General features: G+C 63.6%; 13 protein-coding genes and 1 tRNA gene. 12 read left to right on the top strand and 2 right to left on the bottom strand.

All coding sequences use genetic code 11. From position 1 onward, the window contains the following. Positions 1 to 78: 78 nt before the first annotated feature. The 8 genes from DTX69_RS19075 to DTX69_RS19035 all read left to right on the top strand — a co-directional run bounded on the left by DTX69_RS19075 (position 79) and on the right by DTX69_RS19035 (position 9974). Complete coding sequence (locus DTX69_RS19075; RefSeq protein ID WP_284735919.1) at positions 79 to 1662, top strand: ABC transporter substrate-binding protein; 1584 nt, start codon at positions 79 to 81, stop codon at positions 1660 to 1662. 188 nt (positions 1663 to 1850) lie between these two features. Then, positions 1851 to 2798, top strand: a complete 948-nt coding sequence (locus DTX69_RS19070; RefSeq protein WP_119303151.1) for an ABC transporter permease — start codon at positions 1851 to 1853, stop codon at positions 2796 to 2798. A gap of 7 nt (positions 2799 to 2805) precedes the next feature. Then, positions 2806 to 3633: an ABC transporter permease gene (locus DTX69_RS19065; protein ID WP_119303150.1), complete on the top strand. Its 828-nt coding sequence runs from the start codon at positions 2806 to 2808 to the stop codon at positions 3631 to 3633. Between the two features lie 7 nt (positions 3634 to 3640). Then, positions 3641 to 5290 carry an ABC transporter ATP-binding protein gene (locus DTX69_RS19060; protein WP_119303149.1) on the top strand — a complete coding sequence of 550 codons (1650 nt, stop codon included), beginning with the start codon at positions 3641 to 3643 and terminating at the stop codon, positions 5288 to 5290. Beyond that, on the top strand, positions 5290 to 7326 hold the full coding sequence (locus DTX69_RS19055) for a CocE/NonD family hydrolase (RefSeq protein WP_119303148.1): 2037 nt from the start codon (positions 5290 to 5292) through the stop codon (positions 7324 to 7326). The genes DTX69_RS19060 and DTX69_RS19055 overlap by 1 nt, the downstream gene beginning before the upstream one ends. Positions 7327 to 7333: 7 nt before the next feature. Continuing rightward, positions 7334 to 7975, top strand: coding sequence for a DUF2238 domain-containing protein (locus DTX69_RS19050; RefSeq protein ID WP_284735918.1), 642 nt, complete (start codon positions 7334 to 7336; stop codon positions 7973 to 7975). 70 nt (positions 7976 to 8045) lie between these two features. Continuing rightward, complete coding sequence (locus tag DTX69_RS19045) at positions 8046 to 8384, top strand: hypothetical protein (RefSeq protein ID WP_119303147.1); 339 nt, start codon at positions 8046 to 8048, stop codon at positions 8382 to 8384. A 480-nt stretch (positions 8385 to 8864) separates the two neighbouring features. Further along, positions 8865 to 9974: an NAD(P)/FAD-dependent oxidoreductase gene (locus tag DTX69_RS19035; protein ID WP_284735917.1), complete on the top strand. Its 1110-nt coding sequence runs from the start codon at positions 8865 to 8867 to the stop codon at positions 9972 to 9974. A 378-nt stretch (positions 9975 to 10352) separates the two neighbouring features. Here the strand turns inward: DTX69_RS19035 and DTX69_RS19030 are convergent. Together DTX69_RS19030 and DTX69_RS30245 are read right to left on the bottom strand one after the other, a co-directional pair. Beyond that, positions 10353 to 10427, bottom strand: a tRNA-Thr gene (locus DTX69_RS19030). Continuing rightward, positions 10418 to 10570 (bottom strand): hypothetical protein, encoded by a 153-nt coding sequence (locus DTX69_RS30245; RefSeq protein WP_162917359.1) that lies wholly within the window; start codon positions 10568 to 10570, stop codon positions 10418 to 10420. The genes DTX69_RS19030 and DTX69_RS30245 overlap by 10 nt, the downstream gene beginning before the upstream one ends. A 545-nt stretch (positions 10571 to 11115) precedes the next feature. On the opposite strand from DTX69_RS30245, the gene dcd reads away from it, so the two are divergent. From dcd to hisG, 4 genes are read left to right on the top strand one after another with little or no spacing between them, the layout of a single operon-like run. Continuing rightward, the gene (gene dcd / locus DTX69_RS19025; protein ID WP_119303145.1) at positions 11116 to 11670 is read left to right on the top strand and encodes a dCTP deaminase; all 555 of its coding nucleotides are present in this window, start codon (positions 11116 to 11118) and stop codon (positions 11668 to 11670) included. A 14-nt stretch (positions 11671 to 11684) separates the two neighbouring features. Then, positions 11685 to 12968 carry a UDP-N-acetylglucosamine 1-carboxyvinyltransferase gene (murA, locus tag DTX69_RS19020; protein WP_119303144.1) on the top strand — a complete coding sequence of 428 codons (1284 nt, stop codon included), beginning with the start codon at positions 11685 to 11687 and terminating at the stop codon, positions 12966 to 12968. Beyond that, positions 12965 to 13462 (top strand): DUF2948 family protein, encoded by a 498-nt coding sequence (locus tag DTX69_RS19015; RefSeq protein WP_119303143.1) that lies wholly within the window; start codon positions 12965 to 12967, stop codon positions 13460 to 13462. The genes murA and DTX69_RS19015 overlap by 4 nt, the downstream gene beginning before the upstream one ends. After that, entirely contained in the window at positions 13459 to 14130 is a 672-nt protein-coding gene (gene hisG, locus DTX69_RS19010; RefSeq protein WP_119303142.1) for an ATP phosphoribosyltransferase, read from the top strand. Before DTX69_RS19015 ends, hisG begins: the two co-directional genes overlap by 4 nt. Positions 14131 to 14132 lie beyond the last annotated feature (2 nt).

Here is a 14132-nt window from a genome sequence, read left to right as displayed (position 1 = left end):
GCAAAGTCCATCTGCATAGTAACGCGTGCACACGGTAATGAATGCATAAGCCGAACTCAGGGAAGAGGGAGAATGGGCATGAATCAATGGGATGAGTTGCAGCGCGCCGTCACCAACGGCCGCGTGAGCCGGCGTGAGTTCATGCGTCGTGCCGCGGCGCTGGGCGTCGCCACGTCGATCGCCAGCGGTGTGCTGGCGAAAGCCGGCTTCGCACAAACCCCAGTGAAGGGCGGTCATCTGCGCGTCGGCATCGCCGGCGGCAGCACCACGGACAGCCTCGACATCCGGACCTACACCGATACGACGATGATCAACATCTCGACCAGCATCTATGACGGCTTGGTCGAGGTCGACGCCAAGAACCAGATCCAGCCCGAGCTCTTCGAGACGCTCGAACCCAGCGACGATGCAACCGAATGGGTCTGCAATGTCCGTAAGGGCATCACCTTCAGCAATGGCAAGACGCTGGATGCCGATGATGTCATCTACTCGATCAACCTGCATCGTGGTGACTCCACATCCGGCGCCGCCGGCCCCATGCGGCCGATCAAGGATGTGGTCAAGATGGACACGCATCAGGTCAAGATCGCGCTGGAAGCGCCGGACGCCGATCTGCCGTACGTGCTCAGCGACTATCACGTTCTGGTCGTGCCCAAGGACTTCACCGACTGGTCCAACCCGATCGGCACCGGCGGATACAAGCTGGAGAACTTCGAGCCCGGCGTGCGCGCCATCCTGACCAATCGCGGCGGCTATTGGAAGGAAGGCCGCTGCAACCTGGAATCCGCGGAGCTCTCCGTCATCAACGACGATGCGGCGCGCATGCAGGCACTGCTGGCCGGTGAAGTTGATGTGACTCACCGTGTCGTGGTGCCGCTGGTGGATCAGATCGAGGCCGCCGGCAATTTCGAGCTGGTACAAGCCGCGGCGGGCTATCACTTCATCATGCCGATGATGTGCGACAAGGCGCCGTACGACAATCCGGATGTCCGGCTTGCGCTGAAATACTCCATGAACCGCGAGAAGCTGGTGCAGATGCTGTTCGGCAAATTCGCGCGGCGGGGCAACGACCATCCGATCCCGGAATCCGATCCCTACCACAACAATGAGCTGCCGCAGCGCGAATACGATCCGGAGAAGGCGGCATTCCATGCGAACAAGGCCGGTCTCGGGCCCAAGGATGTCATCCTCTCGGCGTCTGATGCGGCCTTCAATGGCGCGATCGACATGTCGGTGCTGTTCCAGGCGACGGCTGCGGCGGCCGGCATCAACGTCACGGTCCGCCGTGAGCCGGCAGACGGCTTCTGGGAGAACGTTTGGCTGAAGGCGCCATTCATGACCTCCTACTGGGGCGGGCGGCCGGCGGCGACGCAGATGCTGGCAGTGGCGTACCAGTCCAGCGCGCCGTGGAACGACACGCACTGGAAGGTCGAGGCGTTTGACAAGCTGCTGGCCGACGCGAAGGCGACGACCGATCAGGCCAAGCGCAAGACCTACATCTGGGAAATGCAGCGCATGCTGCACGAGCAGGGTGGGGCGCTGATCCCGCTGTTCAAGGATTGGCTCGACGTGCACGACGTCAAGGTCAAGGGGCACACGCCGCACGGCATGTTCGACTTGTGCAACAGCCGGATCGTCCAGAAAGCCTGGATCGAGGCTTAGCGGACAGTTTGGTTTCACGGGCGGCGGATCGGTGGCCGCCGCCCTATTTCCTTGATTTTATCGGACATTTCCGCGCCACGCCCCCTTGGAGAGGAAGCGGCTTGGCGCTAGTGTTGCCGCAAGCCGGTAGCCAACGCGGCGAGTCGAGGGGCGGGCGCCGATATGCCGCCCGGAGCGGAGGGGGATGAATGCTGAAACTGCTCGGTCAGCGGCTGGTGTTGGGTATCCTGACGTTGATTCTCGTTTCGGCTTTGATTTTCGCCGTGACCGAGTGGCTTCCGGGGGACATCGCCACCAACATCCTTGGCCAGCAAGCGACACCCGAGAATGTCGCCGCGATCCGCGCCGAACTCGGTCTCGATCGACCGCCCTACGAGCGCTATGTCGAATGGCTGCGCGGCGCTGTTGACGGCGACTTCGGTACGTCGCTGGCTAACAAGCGCCCGGTCGCGGATGTCATCGGCCCGCGCCTGTGGAACACCTTGTTCCTGGCCGCCTACGCCGCGCTCATCGCGGTGCCGCTTTCGGTGTTCCTGGGCATCCTGGCCGCCATCTACCGCAACAGCATCTACGATCGGCTCGTGAACATCAGCACGCTCGCGGCGATTTCGATGCCGGAATTCTTCATCGGCTACATCCTCATCCTGTTTCTGGCCGTGCAGTTCCGCTGGTTCCCGGCGATCGCCACCTTCAAGCCGGAACAGACCTTTACGCAACACCTCTATGCCACATTCCTGCCGATGCTGACGCTCGTGCTGGTCGTGATCGCGCACATGATGCGCATGACCCGCACGTCGGTGCTGACCGTCATGGCCAGTCCCTATATCGAGATGGCGCTGCTCAAGGGGTTATCCAAAGCGCGGATCGTGGTGCGGCACGCGCTCCCGAACGCGATGGCGCCGATCATCAACGTGATCGCGCTGAACCTGGCCTATCTCATCGTGGGCGTGGTGGTCGTGGAGGCGGTCTTTACCTACAACGGCCTCGGCCGGCTGATGGTGGATGCGGTTTCCAAGCGCGACGTGCCGGTGGTACAAGCGTGCGGCCTGATCTTCGCCGTGGTGTTCATCGGCCTAAACTTGATCGCGGATGTGCTGTCGATTCTCAGCAATCCGCGGCTCCGGCATCCGCGGTGAGAGAGCGATGAGAGTCGGCGGCATCAGGATCACGCTCACTGCGATCATCGGTACGCTGATCATTCTCGCCTGCGTCGGTGGCGCCATTCTTGCGCCCTGGGTCGCACCGCATGATCCCAACCTGCCGATGGGCGGGCGCTGGGATCCGCCCTCGCCCGAACATTGGCTGGGGCTCGACCAGATCGGGCGCGACATGTTCTCGCGCATCCTCTACGGCGGCCGCATTTCCATCGGCCTGGCAATGCTCGCAACCATCCTCGCTTTTGTCGTCGGGGTCGTTACCGGGCTTGCCGCCGCCATCTTCGGCGGATGGATCGACATGCTGTTCTCCCGCGTCGCGGATGTCGTTCTCTCCATCCCGAACCTCATGTGGGCGCTGATCATCCTGTCGGGCTTCGGCACGGGAGCGACGATCATCGTCCTCACGATTGGCTCGCTCTATTCAGTCTATGTGTTCCGTGTCGCGCGGTCGGTAGCCATGAACGTCGTGGTTTTGGAATACGTGGAAGCGGCGCGGTTGCGCGGCGAAGGCCTGATGTGGGTCATCCTGCGCGAGATCCTGCCGAACGCGCTGCCGCCCCTTGCGGCGGAGTTCGGTCTGCGTTTCTGCTTCGCCTTCCTGTTCGTGGCGGCACTGAGTTTCCTGGGGCTCGGCGTCCAGCCGCCCGATGCGGACTGGGGCAGCATGGTCAAGGAAAGCGCACTCGCCATTCCCGCCGGAATCGCCGCGCCGCTCTATCCGGCGGCTGCGATCGCGCTCTTGACCATTGGCGTCAATATGGTGGTCGATTGGCTGCTGTCGATGTATTCGCGTCCCCAGGGTGAGAACGCGTGAGGCCCGCATGGCGCAAGTAAGGCCCAAAGCCGAAGGTCAGATCCTCGATGTCCGCAACCTGCGGATCGAGGCCGTCACTGAGACCGGCCAACGCGTCACCCTGATTGATGACATCAGTTTCACCCTGAATGCGGGCGAGGTGCTGGGCCTGATCGGCGAATCCGGCGCGGGCAAGTCGACCATCGGACTCTCGACCCTGGCGTATGCGCGCACCGGCTGCCAGATCACCGGCGGGCAGATCATGCTGCACGGCAGCGATCTGCGCGGGCTGAGCGTGCGAGGCCGGCAGAGCCTTCGCGGCGTCAAGGTGGCCTATATCGCGCAGAGCGCCGCGGCCGCTTTCAATCCGGCGCACACGATCTTCGATCAGGTGGCGGAGGTCGCCCTGAAGCACGGACTCATGAACCGTGCGCAGGTCCGCATGGATGCGATCCGGCTGTTCAGGGAGCTGGATCTGCCCAATCCCGACGTGTTCGGAAAGCGTTATCCCCATCAGGTCTCCGGCGGGCAGCTGCAGCGTGCGATGGCGGCGATGGCCATGATCGCCAAGCCGGACCTCCTGGTGTTCGACGAACCCACCACGGCGCTCGACGTCACGACCCAGGTGGAGGTGCTGGCATCCTTCAAGAAGCTGATCCGCGAGCATCGCACTGCCGCGCTCTATATCACGCACGACCTTGCGGTCGTCGCGCAGATCGCTGACCGCATCATGGTGCTGCGCGGCGGCAAGATGGTGGAGCAGGGCACCGCGACCCAGATCCTGCAACAGCCCGGGATGGATTACACCCGTATGCTGGTGGCGGAGCGAGTGGCGGCCGAGCAGAGCCGGTTTGTCGAAGATCACGCTGCGGGCGACCGACCGGTCCTGGAGGTGAAGAATGTCGTCGCCGCCTATCGCGGCACGGTCAACGTGATCGATGATGTCTCAATCGACGTCCGGCGTGGTGACACGCTGGCCATCGTCGGCGAATCCGGCTCCGGCAAGAGCACTCTGGCGCGGGTCATCGTGGGGCTTCTGCCGCGCCGGCAGGGCGATGTCCTGTTCGATGCCGCCAGCTTGAAGCCGCGGCTGCAGGATCGCAGCAAGGAACAGCTTCGGCGCATACAGATGATCTATCAAATGCCGGACGTGGCGCTCAATCCGCGCCAGACGCTGCTCGATATCATCGGCAGGCCAGTGCAGTTCTATTTCGGCAAGCGCAGGGCGGAGGTGCGCGTCCGCGTGGAGGAACTGCTGCAACAGATCGACTTGCCGCCGGACTACATCAAGCGGCGGCCGCACGAGTTGTCCGGCGGCCAGAAGCAGCGCGTGTGCATCGCGCGGGCGTTGGCGGCAGAGCCGGACATCATCATCTGCGATGAGATCACGTCGGCACTCGACCCGCTGGTGGCGGATGAGATCCTGCGCCTGTTGCGACGCATCCAGGATGACACCGGTGTCGCGTTCCTATTTATCACGCACGACCTCGGGACAGTTCGCCGCATCGCCAACAAGGTTGCCGTCATGCTGAAAGGAAAGATGGTGGCGAATGGTCCGACCGAGCAGGTGTTCAGCCCGCCGTTCCACCCCTATACGGAATTGCTGTTGTCCTCGGTCCCGGAGATGCGGCCGGATTGGCTGGACGAAGTATTGAGCCGAAGACGAAAGGCTGGTTGATGACCGTGCACCGCAAGCTCGACGAGCTCCCAAACAAGATCAAGAAGGTCGAGCATTTCTGGATCACGCTGAAGGATGGTTGCCGCCTCGCGGCACGCATGTGGCTGCCGGAGGATGCGGAGACGCATCCGGTGCCGGCGATTCTGGAATACATCCCCTACCGCAAGCGCGATGGCACCCGCGGGCGCGATGAACCGATGCATGGCTATTTCGCCGGCCACGGCTATGCGGCGATCCGCGTCGACATGCGCGGCTCCGGTGAATCCGACGACGTGCTGCAGGACGAGTACCTGCAGCTCGAGCTCGACGACGCGGTGGAGGTGATTGACTGGATCACGCGCCAGCGCTGGTGCGACGGCAAGGTCGGCATGATGGGCAAGTCCTGGGGCGGGTTCAATTGCCTGCAGATTGCTGCCATGCGGCCGGAGCCGCTCAAAGCCGTGCTGTCGGTCTGCTCGACCGACGACCGCTATGCCGACGACATCCACTACATGGGCGGGTGCCTGCTCAACGACAATCACTGGTGGGGCGCGATCATGATGGGCTTCCAGGCGCGCCCGGCCGATCCGCTGCTGTTCGGCGAAGGTTGGCGCGAAAACTGGCTGAAGCGTCTCGACGAGATGCCGTTCTGGCCGGCGCTCTGGATGAAGCACCCGACGCGCGACGACTATTGGCGGCACGGCTCCATCTGCGAGGATTACGGCGCGATCCAGTGCCCGGTGATGCTGGTCGGCGGCTGGGCGGATGCCTATACCAACGCGATTCCACGCATGCTCGAGCATCTGAAAGTGCCACGGCGCGCGATTATTGGGCCGTGGGCGCATCTTTATCCGCATGACGGCATGCCGGGCCCGGCATTCGGCTTCCTGCAGGAAGCGGTGAAGTGGTGGGATCACTGGCTGAAGAATGCCAAGAACGGCGCGATGGATGGGCCGATGCTATGGTCCTGGCTGGAAGACGGCGCACAGCCGACAACCACTGCCACCTACCGCGAGGGCAGGTGGGTCGGCGACCAGACCTGGCCCAGCCCGAGCGTCGCAACGCAAGCCTGGTCCCTCGGTGCCGGCGTGCTGTCGCAGTCTGCGCAAGCGGCGGCCGATCTCGCCATTTGCTCACCGCAGACGGTCGGCATCGGCTGCGGTGAATGGATGGGCGCCGGCTGTCCGGGCGAGATGCCGCTCGATCAGCGCATCGATGACGCGGGATCATTGGTGTTCGATTCCGCGACGCTGACCCAGGATCTCGACCTGCTGGGCTTTCCGGTGCTTGATCTGGAATTCTCGGTCGATCGCGCGGTTGCGCAGGTTGGCGTGCGGCTCAGCGATCTGTTTCCGGACGGTGCCGCGCTGCGCGCCAGCTATGCGGTGTTCAACCTCAATCACCTGGCTGGTCACGACAAGCCGCAGCGCCTCGAGCCGGGCAAGCGTTATCGCGCGCGCATCAAGCTGAATGTGCTCGGACATCGGTTCGCGGCTGGGCACCGTCTGCGGCTCGCGATCTCCACCGCCTACTGGCCGCTGATCTGGCCGACACCGGAACGCATTATGCTGACCGTGCACACGGCGAACACACGGCTGGAACTGCCGGTACGGGCACCGCAGAAATACGACGGCGCGAACCCCTTTGCGCCGCCTGAGTCCGCGCCGTTGACGCCGGTCAGCAAAGTCGCGGAAGGACGCATCAAGCGCGAGATCCACCACGATCTTCTCACCGGCGTCGTGACCTACGTCACCGACGGAGAGGGAGGTGTATTCGGCGAGGGTATCCTCCGGTTCGATGAGATCGATGTGACCGTGAACCACGCGCTACGGCGCGAGCTCGTGATCCATCCCGACGATCCGCTCAGCGCGCATTACCGGATCACGCAGAGCCAGGATCTCAAGCGCGACGGCTGGGACATCCACGTGGAGACCGAGACTATCATGGCCTCCACCAACAGCGAGTTGATCCTGACCGGCCGCCTGGATGCCTATGAGAACGGCAAGCGCGTGGCTAGCCGCAACTGGCGCGAAACCGTCGCGCGCACGTTCCTCTAGCCGGATCATGGGGCGCCTGTCGGGCCGGGCCTACACGGATCTGCTCGCCATCCTGTTCGCCGTCATCTGGGCGTTGCTTGCGATTGCGCCGCTCTACCGGCACGACTGGATGCTGGAGAACCTGCTGGTCGTCGCCGTTGCGATCGCTTTCCTGTGGTGGCGCAACGACCTTCGCCTCTCGAAGCTGTCGAGCACACTGATCTTCATCTTCCTATGCGTGCACGAGATCGGCGCCCACTATACCTACTCGGAGGTGCCGTACGACAGATGGGCGCAGGCGCTGATCGGCACGACGATCAGCGAACTCTTCGGCTTCACGCGCAATCATTTCGATCGCCTCGAGCATTTCTTCTATGGCTTGCTGCTCTCCTATCCCATGCGCGAGGGATATATTCACGCCCAGATGCTGACAGGTCGGTTGACCTATACCGTCCCGATCGCAATCACCTTGGCTCTCTCCGCCTTGTACGAGCTTCTCGAGTGGGCGGCGGCGGAGGTTGTAGGCGGTGAACTGGGCGCAGCCTATCTTGGCACCAGGGCGACGTGTGGGATGCGCAGAAGGATATGGCTCTGGCCGGCTTTGGATCGATCCTGGCGATGGGCGCAACGTTTCTCGCGCACCGGCGGCGTCGGGAAAGTGTGGCGTTAACGCTCTGATTGCTCCTATGATGTCCTGAAAGAGCTCCGGTCTGCACGGAGCCGACGCTGGGAGGGACGTCATGCTGACCTTCGACGATTGCGTTGCGCTGTGCGATCTGACGGAAGAGGAGATCGCGGCCATCGCGGAGCATGAGCATCTGCCGATGATCGTCGCCGCAGAACTTGGCAACTATCTCATCCATGGTCCGGATGGTGCGTTGCGCGTGAAGCGCATCATCCTCGATGACGTGACGGCTGCGAACCGGGCGGGCGACGTTCGCCATGCATTGACGCTGAAGCTGGTGCTTCGCCATTTCGTGGAGCGGCATCCGGAGTGCAAGAAGCGGCGTCCGGCACCGCGTCGCGTGGTCAGCGAGACGGTGCGTCAGTTCCTGGAGACGACGCAGCCGGCCGCGTGACGCGCGGCAAGCCGCCCCAGATCTCCGGCCGTTCGGCGTGAAAGGCGAAGCCAAGTTTCAGGCTCTCGGCAATGCGCTGGGCACGCTCTATGAACATCGCGGCAAGCTCAAGATCGAACAGGCCATGGGCCGTTTCCGAGAAGAGCGCGAGCCAGCGCTCGAAGTACCTGGGCTCGATGCAGGGCAGCTTCACGTGCGCGGGGGATCGGCTTTCCCTTGTAGTGGCCAGTCGTGTTCATTACGGAAGACCAGAAATCGCACATGGTCTTGAGGTGCGCGGTCCAATCCTGGCCGATGGCGGCTAAAAAAAACGGACCCAGCTCCGCGTCCGTGCGGATGCGCGCATAGAAGGTCGCGACCAGAGTCTCGATCTGGTCGCTGGCGACCGCCTGCCGCAGCCACTGTCACATATCGATTGTGACAGGAGAGATCCCCGCGGATATAGAAGAGCGCGGCATTAGGGACATTTCAGGAGCGATGATGAAAACGGCCGACGTGATCGTGATTGGCGGCGGCATCGCCGGCGCCTCCGCCGCTGCCGAGATCGCGGCTGACGGCGCGCGCGTTCTGCTGCTGGAGATGGAGAGCCAGCCCGGCTATCACGCCACTGGCCGATCTGCTGCGATGTACGAGCCATCGGAGGGCGCGCCGATCGTCCGCGCTTTGACCCGTGCCAGCTATTCCTTCCTCTCGCAGCCGCCCGAAGGATTTGTGGAGGTGCCGCTGCTTTCGCCGCGCGGCGTGCTGATGCTGGCCTTTGGGGGTAACGAGCGGCTGACCGAGGAAGCGAAACGTAACGGCTATGTCGAAGTGGATGCCGCCTTCGCGCGCGCCAAGCTGCCGCTAGCGAAGCTGGATGACGCCTCTTCTATCCTGTGGGACGGCAGCGCGCAGGATATCGATGTCGACGCGCTGCATGCCGGCCGCCTGCGCGCGCTGCGGCGGGCCAAGGGCGAGATCGTAAACGATGCGCCAGTCCGGCGCGGCCAGCGCGCCGGCGGAGTCTGGCGGCTGGAAGCAGGCGGCGGGACCTACGAGGCGCCGACCATTGTTGATGCGGCCGGAGCCTGGAGCGACCAGGTGGCGCAGTCCTGCGGTGTCGCGCCGGTTGGCTTGCAGCCGAAGCGGCGGAGCGCGGCCATCATTGCGGGTCCGGCAGGCGTATCGGTGAGTGACTGGCCGGAAGTCCTGCCCATCGACATCAGCTTCTATTGCAAGCCGATGGGTGGCAAGCTGATGCTCTCGCCGGCGGAGGAGGAGCCAGTAGAGCCGCACGATACGTGGGCTGACGATCTTCGGCTGGCCGAAGCCGCTGCCGGCCTCGAACGTCTGGTGGACATGCAGGTTCATCGCTTGGAGCGCACATGGGGTGGCTTGCGCACCTTTGCGCCCGATGGTCTGCCGGTGGTCGGATTTGATCCGGCCGTAGACGGCTTCTTCTGGCTGGCCGGACAGGGCGGCTACGGCATCCAGACATCGCCCGCCTTGTCAAAGCTGGCGGCGGCCCTGATCGCGCGCCGAGACATGCCGGCCGATCTGGCGCGCGAGGGAATCTCGACGGAACATCTTTCGCCGCGCCGCTTTCGTTGAGCGCTCGATGAGACGCCGCGACAAGGCCATCAGCGAGATCGAGGCCGCGCGCGATGATCAATTTGCGCGTATTGAGGTCCACCGAAGCCAGGCACGTATCCAGTGAGCACCCCGTGCGCCGCCCAAGAGCGGCTGTCAAGAATCACTAGAAACTCAGAACCACAACGAGCGGCGGCGGCTTCGTGGCGCAGGAGGGGGCTACACCAGCGAGAGTCGCCGTCGCCCTGGCCTCAAGTTAGAAATACACTGCTATTAAACGAGGCCGCACTCTAAACAAGGAAGCAGTCGCTCCGTTGCAGCGCGCCGGGACGCGCATGTGAGCTGCAAGCCCCGCTATCGCGTGCGGCGGGTTCTTTTGCTGTCGGCGATAAGAAGGGATGGTGCTGCCGAGAAGGATTGAACTTCCGACCCCGTCCTTACCAAGGACGTGCTCTACCACTGAGCTACGGCAGCGCCTGATCCGGAACCCCGTCCTTGGTAAGGACGTGCCCGCCCGGAAAACGGCGCGGACAATGCCACTTTGGGCCAGCCAAGGCAAGGCCCGGAAATACCCAGATTTTTCCGCCGCTTTCATCAATTTTCCACGGTTCAGCCATCGTTCCATCATGGCGGGCCGGTAACCAGCGCGCCAGGAGACTGGGAGCAACGGTCTTCGATTCGAGTGGGGAGAGTGGTCATGATCGTCGCGATGCGGGGTTGGTGGCAGCAGTTCCAGAACCGGCGGCGCCACCGCAAGGATATCCAGGCCTTCCAGCGCCTGATGGACGCGCGGGAGGCACGCCGAGCCAGCCACTGAACAAAGCAGTTGGACGGCAATTGACCTCGGAAGCGGCGTCGGATAACTCCGCTGAGAGCGCCGCGAGAGGGTCCCGATGTCGTCCAGCAAGCCGAAATCACCGAAATCCACCGCCAAACCGCCTGGCACGACCGAGCAGTCCGAGCGCTTGGCAGCCGCCTTGCGGGATAATCTGAAGCGCCGAAAAGCCCAGACACGGGCCCGTCGGGAGCCGGGCTCCGGCCAGCGTCAGGGCTGAGCCACGCCGACCTTGAGCCCCCCAAAGCCTTCAAGTACAAAGCGTTAGCCGGCGCACCCGAAGGCTGCGCCGAAACCTTAAATGATCACCCTAAAGGATTGAAAACTATGGGCATCATGCCGGACACCTGGATCCGAGAGATGTCGCTGAAACACGGCATGATCGAGCCATTCGTCGAATCGCAGAAGCGCGAGGGGGTGATCTCCTATGGCGTCTCCTCGTATGGCTACGACGCCCGTGTCTCCCGCGAATTCAAGATTTTCACCAACGTCAACAGCGCGACCGTGGACCCGAAGTCCTTCGCCAAGGAAAGCTTCGTCGATCGCGAGACCGACGTCTGCATTATTCCGCCCAACTCCTTCGCCCTGGCGCGCACGGTGGAGTATTTCCGGGTGCCGCGCGACGTGCTGGTGATCTGCCTCGGCAAGTCAACCTACGCACGCTGCGGCATCATCGTGAACGTGACGCCGCTGGAACCGGAGTGGGAGGGCCATGTCACGCTGGAATTCTCCAACACCACGCCGCTGCCCGCGAAGGTCTATGCCAATGAGGGCGCCTGCCAGTTCCTGTTCCTGAAGGGCGAAGGCGCGTGTGAGACCTCGTATCGCGACCGCGCCGGCAAATACATGAAGCAGACGGGCGTCACTTTGCCGCGCCTGTAAAGGATCGCTCGATCATGGATCGCATTCGCATTCGCGGCGGCAACCCCCTGAAGGGCGAGATCCGCATCAGCGGCGCCAAGAACGCGGCGCTGCCGCTGATGGCAACGGCCTTGCTCACCGATGCCGAAGTGCGCCTCAACGGCGTGCCGGATTTGGCCGACATCACGACCATGACCAACCTGCTGGCGCAGCACGGCGTGGAAGTGACCACCAGGCTGTCCGGCAAGGAACGGTCAATCACGGTCTGCGGCAGCAACATCACGGATACCACCGCGCCATACGACCTGGTGCGCAAGATGCGCGCCTCCGTCCTGGTGCTGGGCCCTCTGGTGGCGCGGCACGGCCAGGCGCGGGTTTCGCTGCCGGGCGGCTGCGCCATCGGCACGCGCCCGGTCGATCTGCATATCAAGGGCCTGCAACAGCTGGGTGCCGAGATCGACCTGAAGGAAGGCTACATCGTCGCCCGCGCCCCGAAGGGGCTGACCGGCGCCGAAGTCAATTTCCCGAAGGTGTCGGTCGGCGCAACCGAGAACCTGCTGATGGCGGCCACCTTGGCCAAAGGCGAAACGAACCTGATCAACGCCGCGCGCGAGCCGGAGATCACCGACCTCGCCAAGTGCCTGATCGGCATGGGCGCCAAGATCGAGGGTCTTGGAACCGATCACTTGCGGATCCAGGGCGTCGAAAGCCTGCACGGCACGATCCATCCCGTCGTGGCGGATCGCATCGAAGCCGGCACCTATGCCATGGCGGTTGCGATCACCAACGGCGACGTCGAGCTCGTCGGCGCGCATCATGATCTGATCGCGTCGGTGATCGCGACCATGACCCAAGCCGGCGTCCAGTTCACCGAAACGCCGCGCGGCCTCCGCGTGAAGCGAACGAATGGCGACCTTCTTGGCGTCGACGTGATGACGGAGCCGTTCCCCGGCTTCCCGACCGATCTGCAGGCGCAGATGATGGCGCTGATGACCACCGCCCAGGGCGCTTCCATGATCACCGAGACGATCTTCGAGAACCGCTTCATGCACGTGCCGGAGCTGACCCGCATGGGCGCCAGCATCAATGTGCATGGCGCATCGGCCATGGTGCGCGGTGTGAAGCGGTTGACCGGCGCGCCCGTGATGGCCACCGACCTGCGCGCCAGCGTCTCGCTCGTTCTGGCAGGGCTGGTGGCCAATGGCGACACAATCCTCAACCGCGTCTATCACCTGGACCGCGGTTATGAATGGCTCACGCATAAGCTGGCAGCCTGCGGCGCGGAGATCGAGCGCCTGTCGGAGGGAGCGGCGGAATGACCCCACCGCTCAAGATCATCGCGTGCGATACCGAAGACCTGGCAATCGTATCGGCCTGTTTGCAGGATGCGCTGATTCCGCTCAACGAGATGCGCTACCTGCCGCAGGAACGGCGCTTCATCATGGTAGCGAACCGGTTCCGCTGGGAACGTGCGGCGCAGGACAAGCAGGAACCGGCGCTAAGCAAGGACGCCTCGTTCGAGGGCGACGACGATTTTGGCGCATTGCAGCGCACCAATGCCGGCATCTGCATCGACCGCGTCCTTGCGGTCCGTAGCCGCGGCATCGACCGCTCGAAGCCCAATGATTTCCTGTCTTTGTTGTCGGTCCAACTGGACGGCAATAAGGTGTCGTTCCTGTTCGCTGGCGGCGGAACCATCCAGGTGGAGGTCGAGGGCTTGGCGCTGTATCTCAGCGATCTGGGCAAGGCCTGGCCAACCCAGTGGCAGCCCGACCACGCGGTGAACTCGACCGACAAGGCAACGGGCCGATGACGGTCGGAACCGGCGCGCCCACGTTTGTGCTGGCATTGCCGAAGGGGCGGATCCTGCGTGAGTTGACGCCGCTTCTCACGCAGGCGGGGTTGGGGCCGGAACCGGATTTCCATGACGAGAATTCGCGCAAGCTGCGCTTCGCGACCAGCGATCCAAAGCTCGAAATCATCCGCGTGCGCAGCTTCGATGTCGCGACGTTCGTCGCGTTCGGTGCTGCCCAACTGGGCGTCGCCGGCAATGACGTGCTACTGGAATTCGACTACCCCGAAATCTATGCGCCGATCGATCTTGGCATCGGCAAGTGCCGCCTGGCGGTGGCGGAGCCGGCGGAGATGGTTGGGGAGGACGACCCGAACCGCTGGTCCCACATTCGCGTCGCGACCAAGTACCCCAACGTCACGCGGGCGCATTTCGCGGCGCGCGGCGTCCAGGCCGAATGCATCAAGCTGTCCGGTGCGATGGAGTTGGCGCCGACTCTGGGGCTCAGCCGGCGCATCGTCGACCTGGTCTCGACCGGCGCGACGCTGAAAGCCAACAACCTGGTCGAAGTCGAGCACATTGCGGACGTGACGTCGCGGCTGGTGGTCAACCGCACGGCCTGGAAGACCTATCCGGAGGAGATCGGCGGCTGGATCGAGCGGCTGCGCGCCGCGGCCGGCGCGATCTGAGC

The sequence above is a fragment of the Dongia deserti genome (assembly GCF_003574735.1).
In the GTDB taxonomy this organism is placed as follows: domain Bacteria; phylum Pseudomonadota; class Alphaproteobacteria; order Dongiales; family Dongiaceae; genus Dongia_A; species Dongia_A deserti.
The sequence above is the reverse complement of the archived record's forward strand: the minus strand, read 5'-3'. Positions and strand labels throughout refer to the sequence as shown.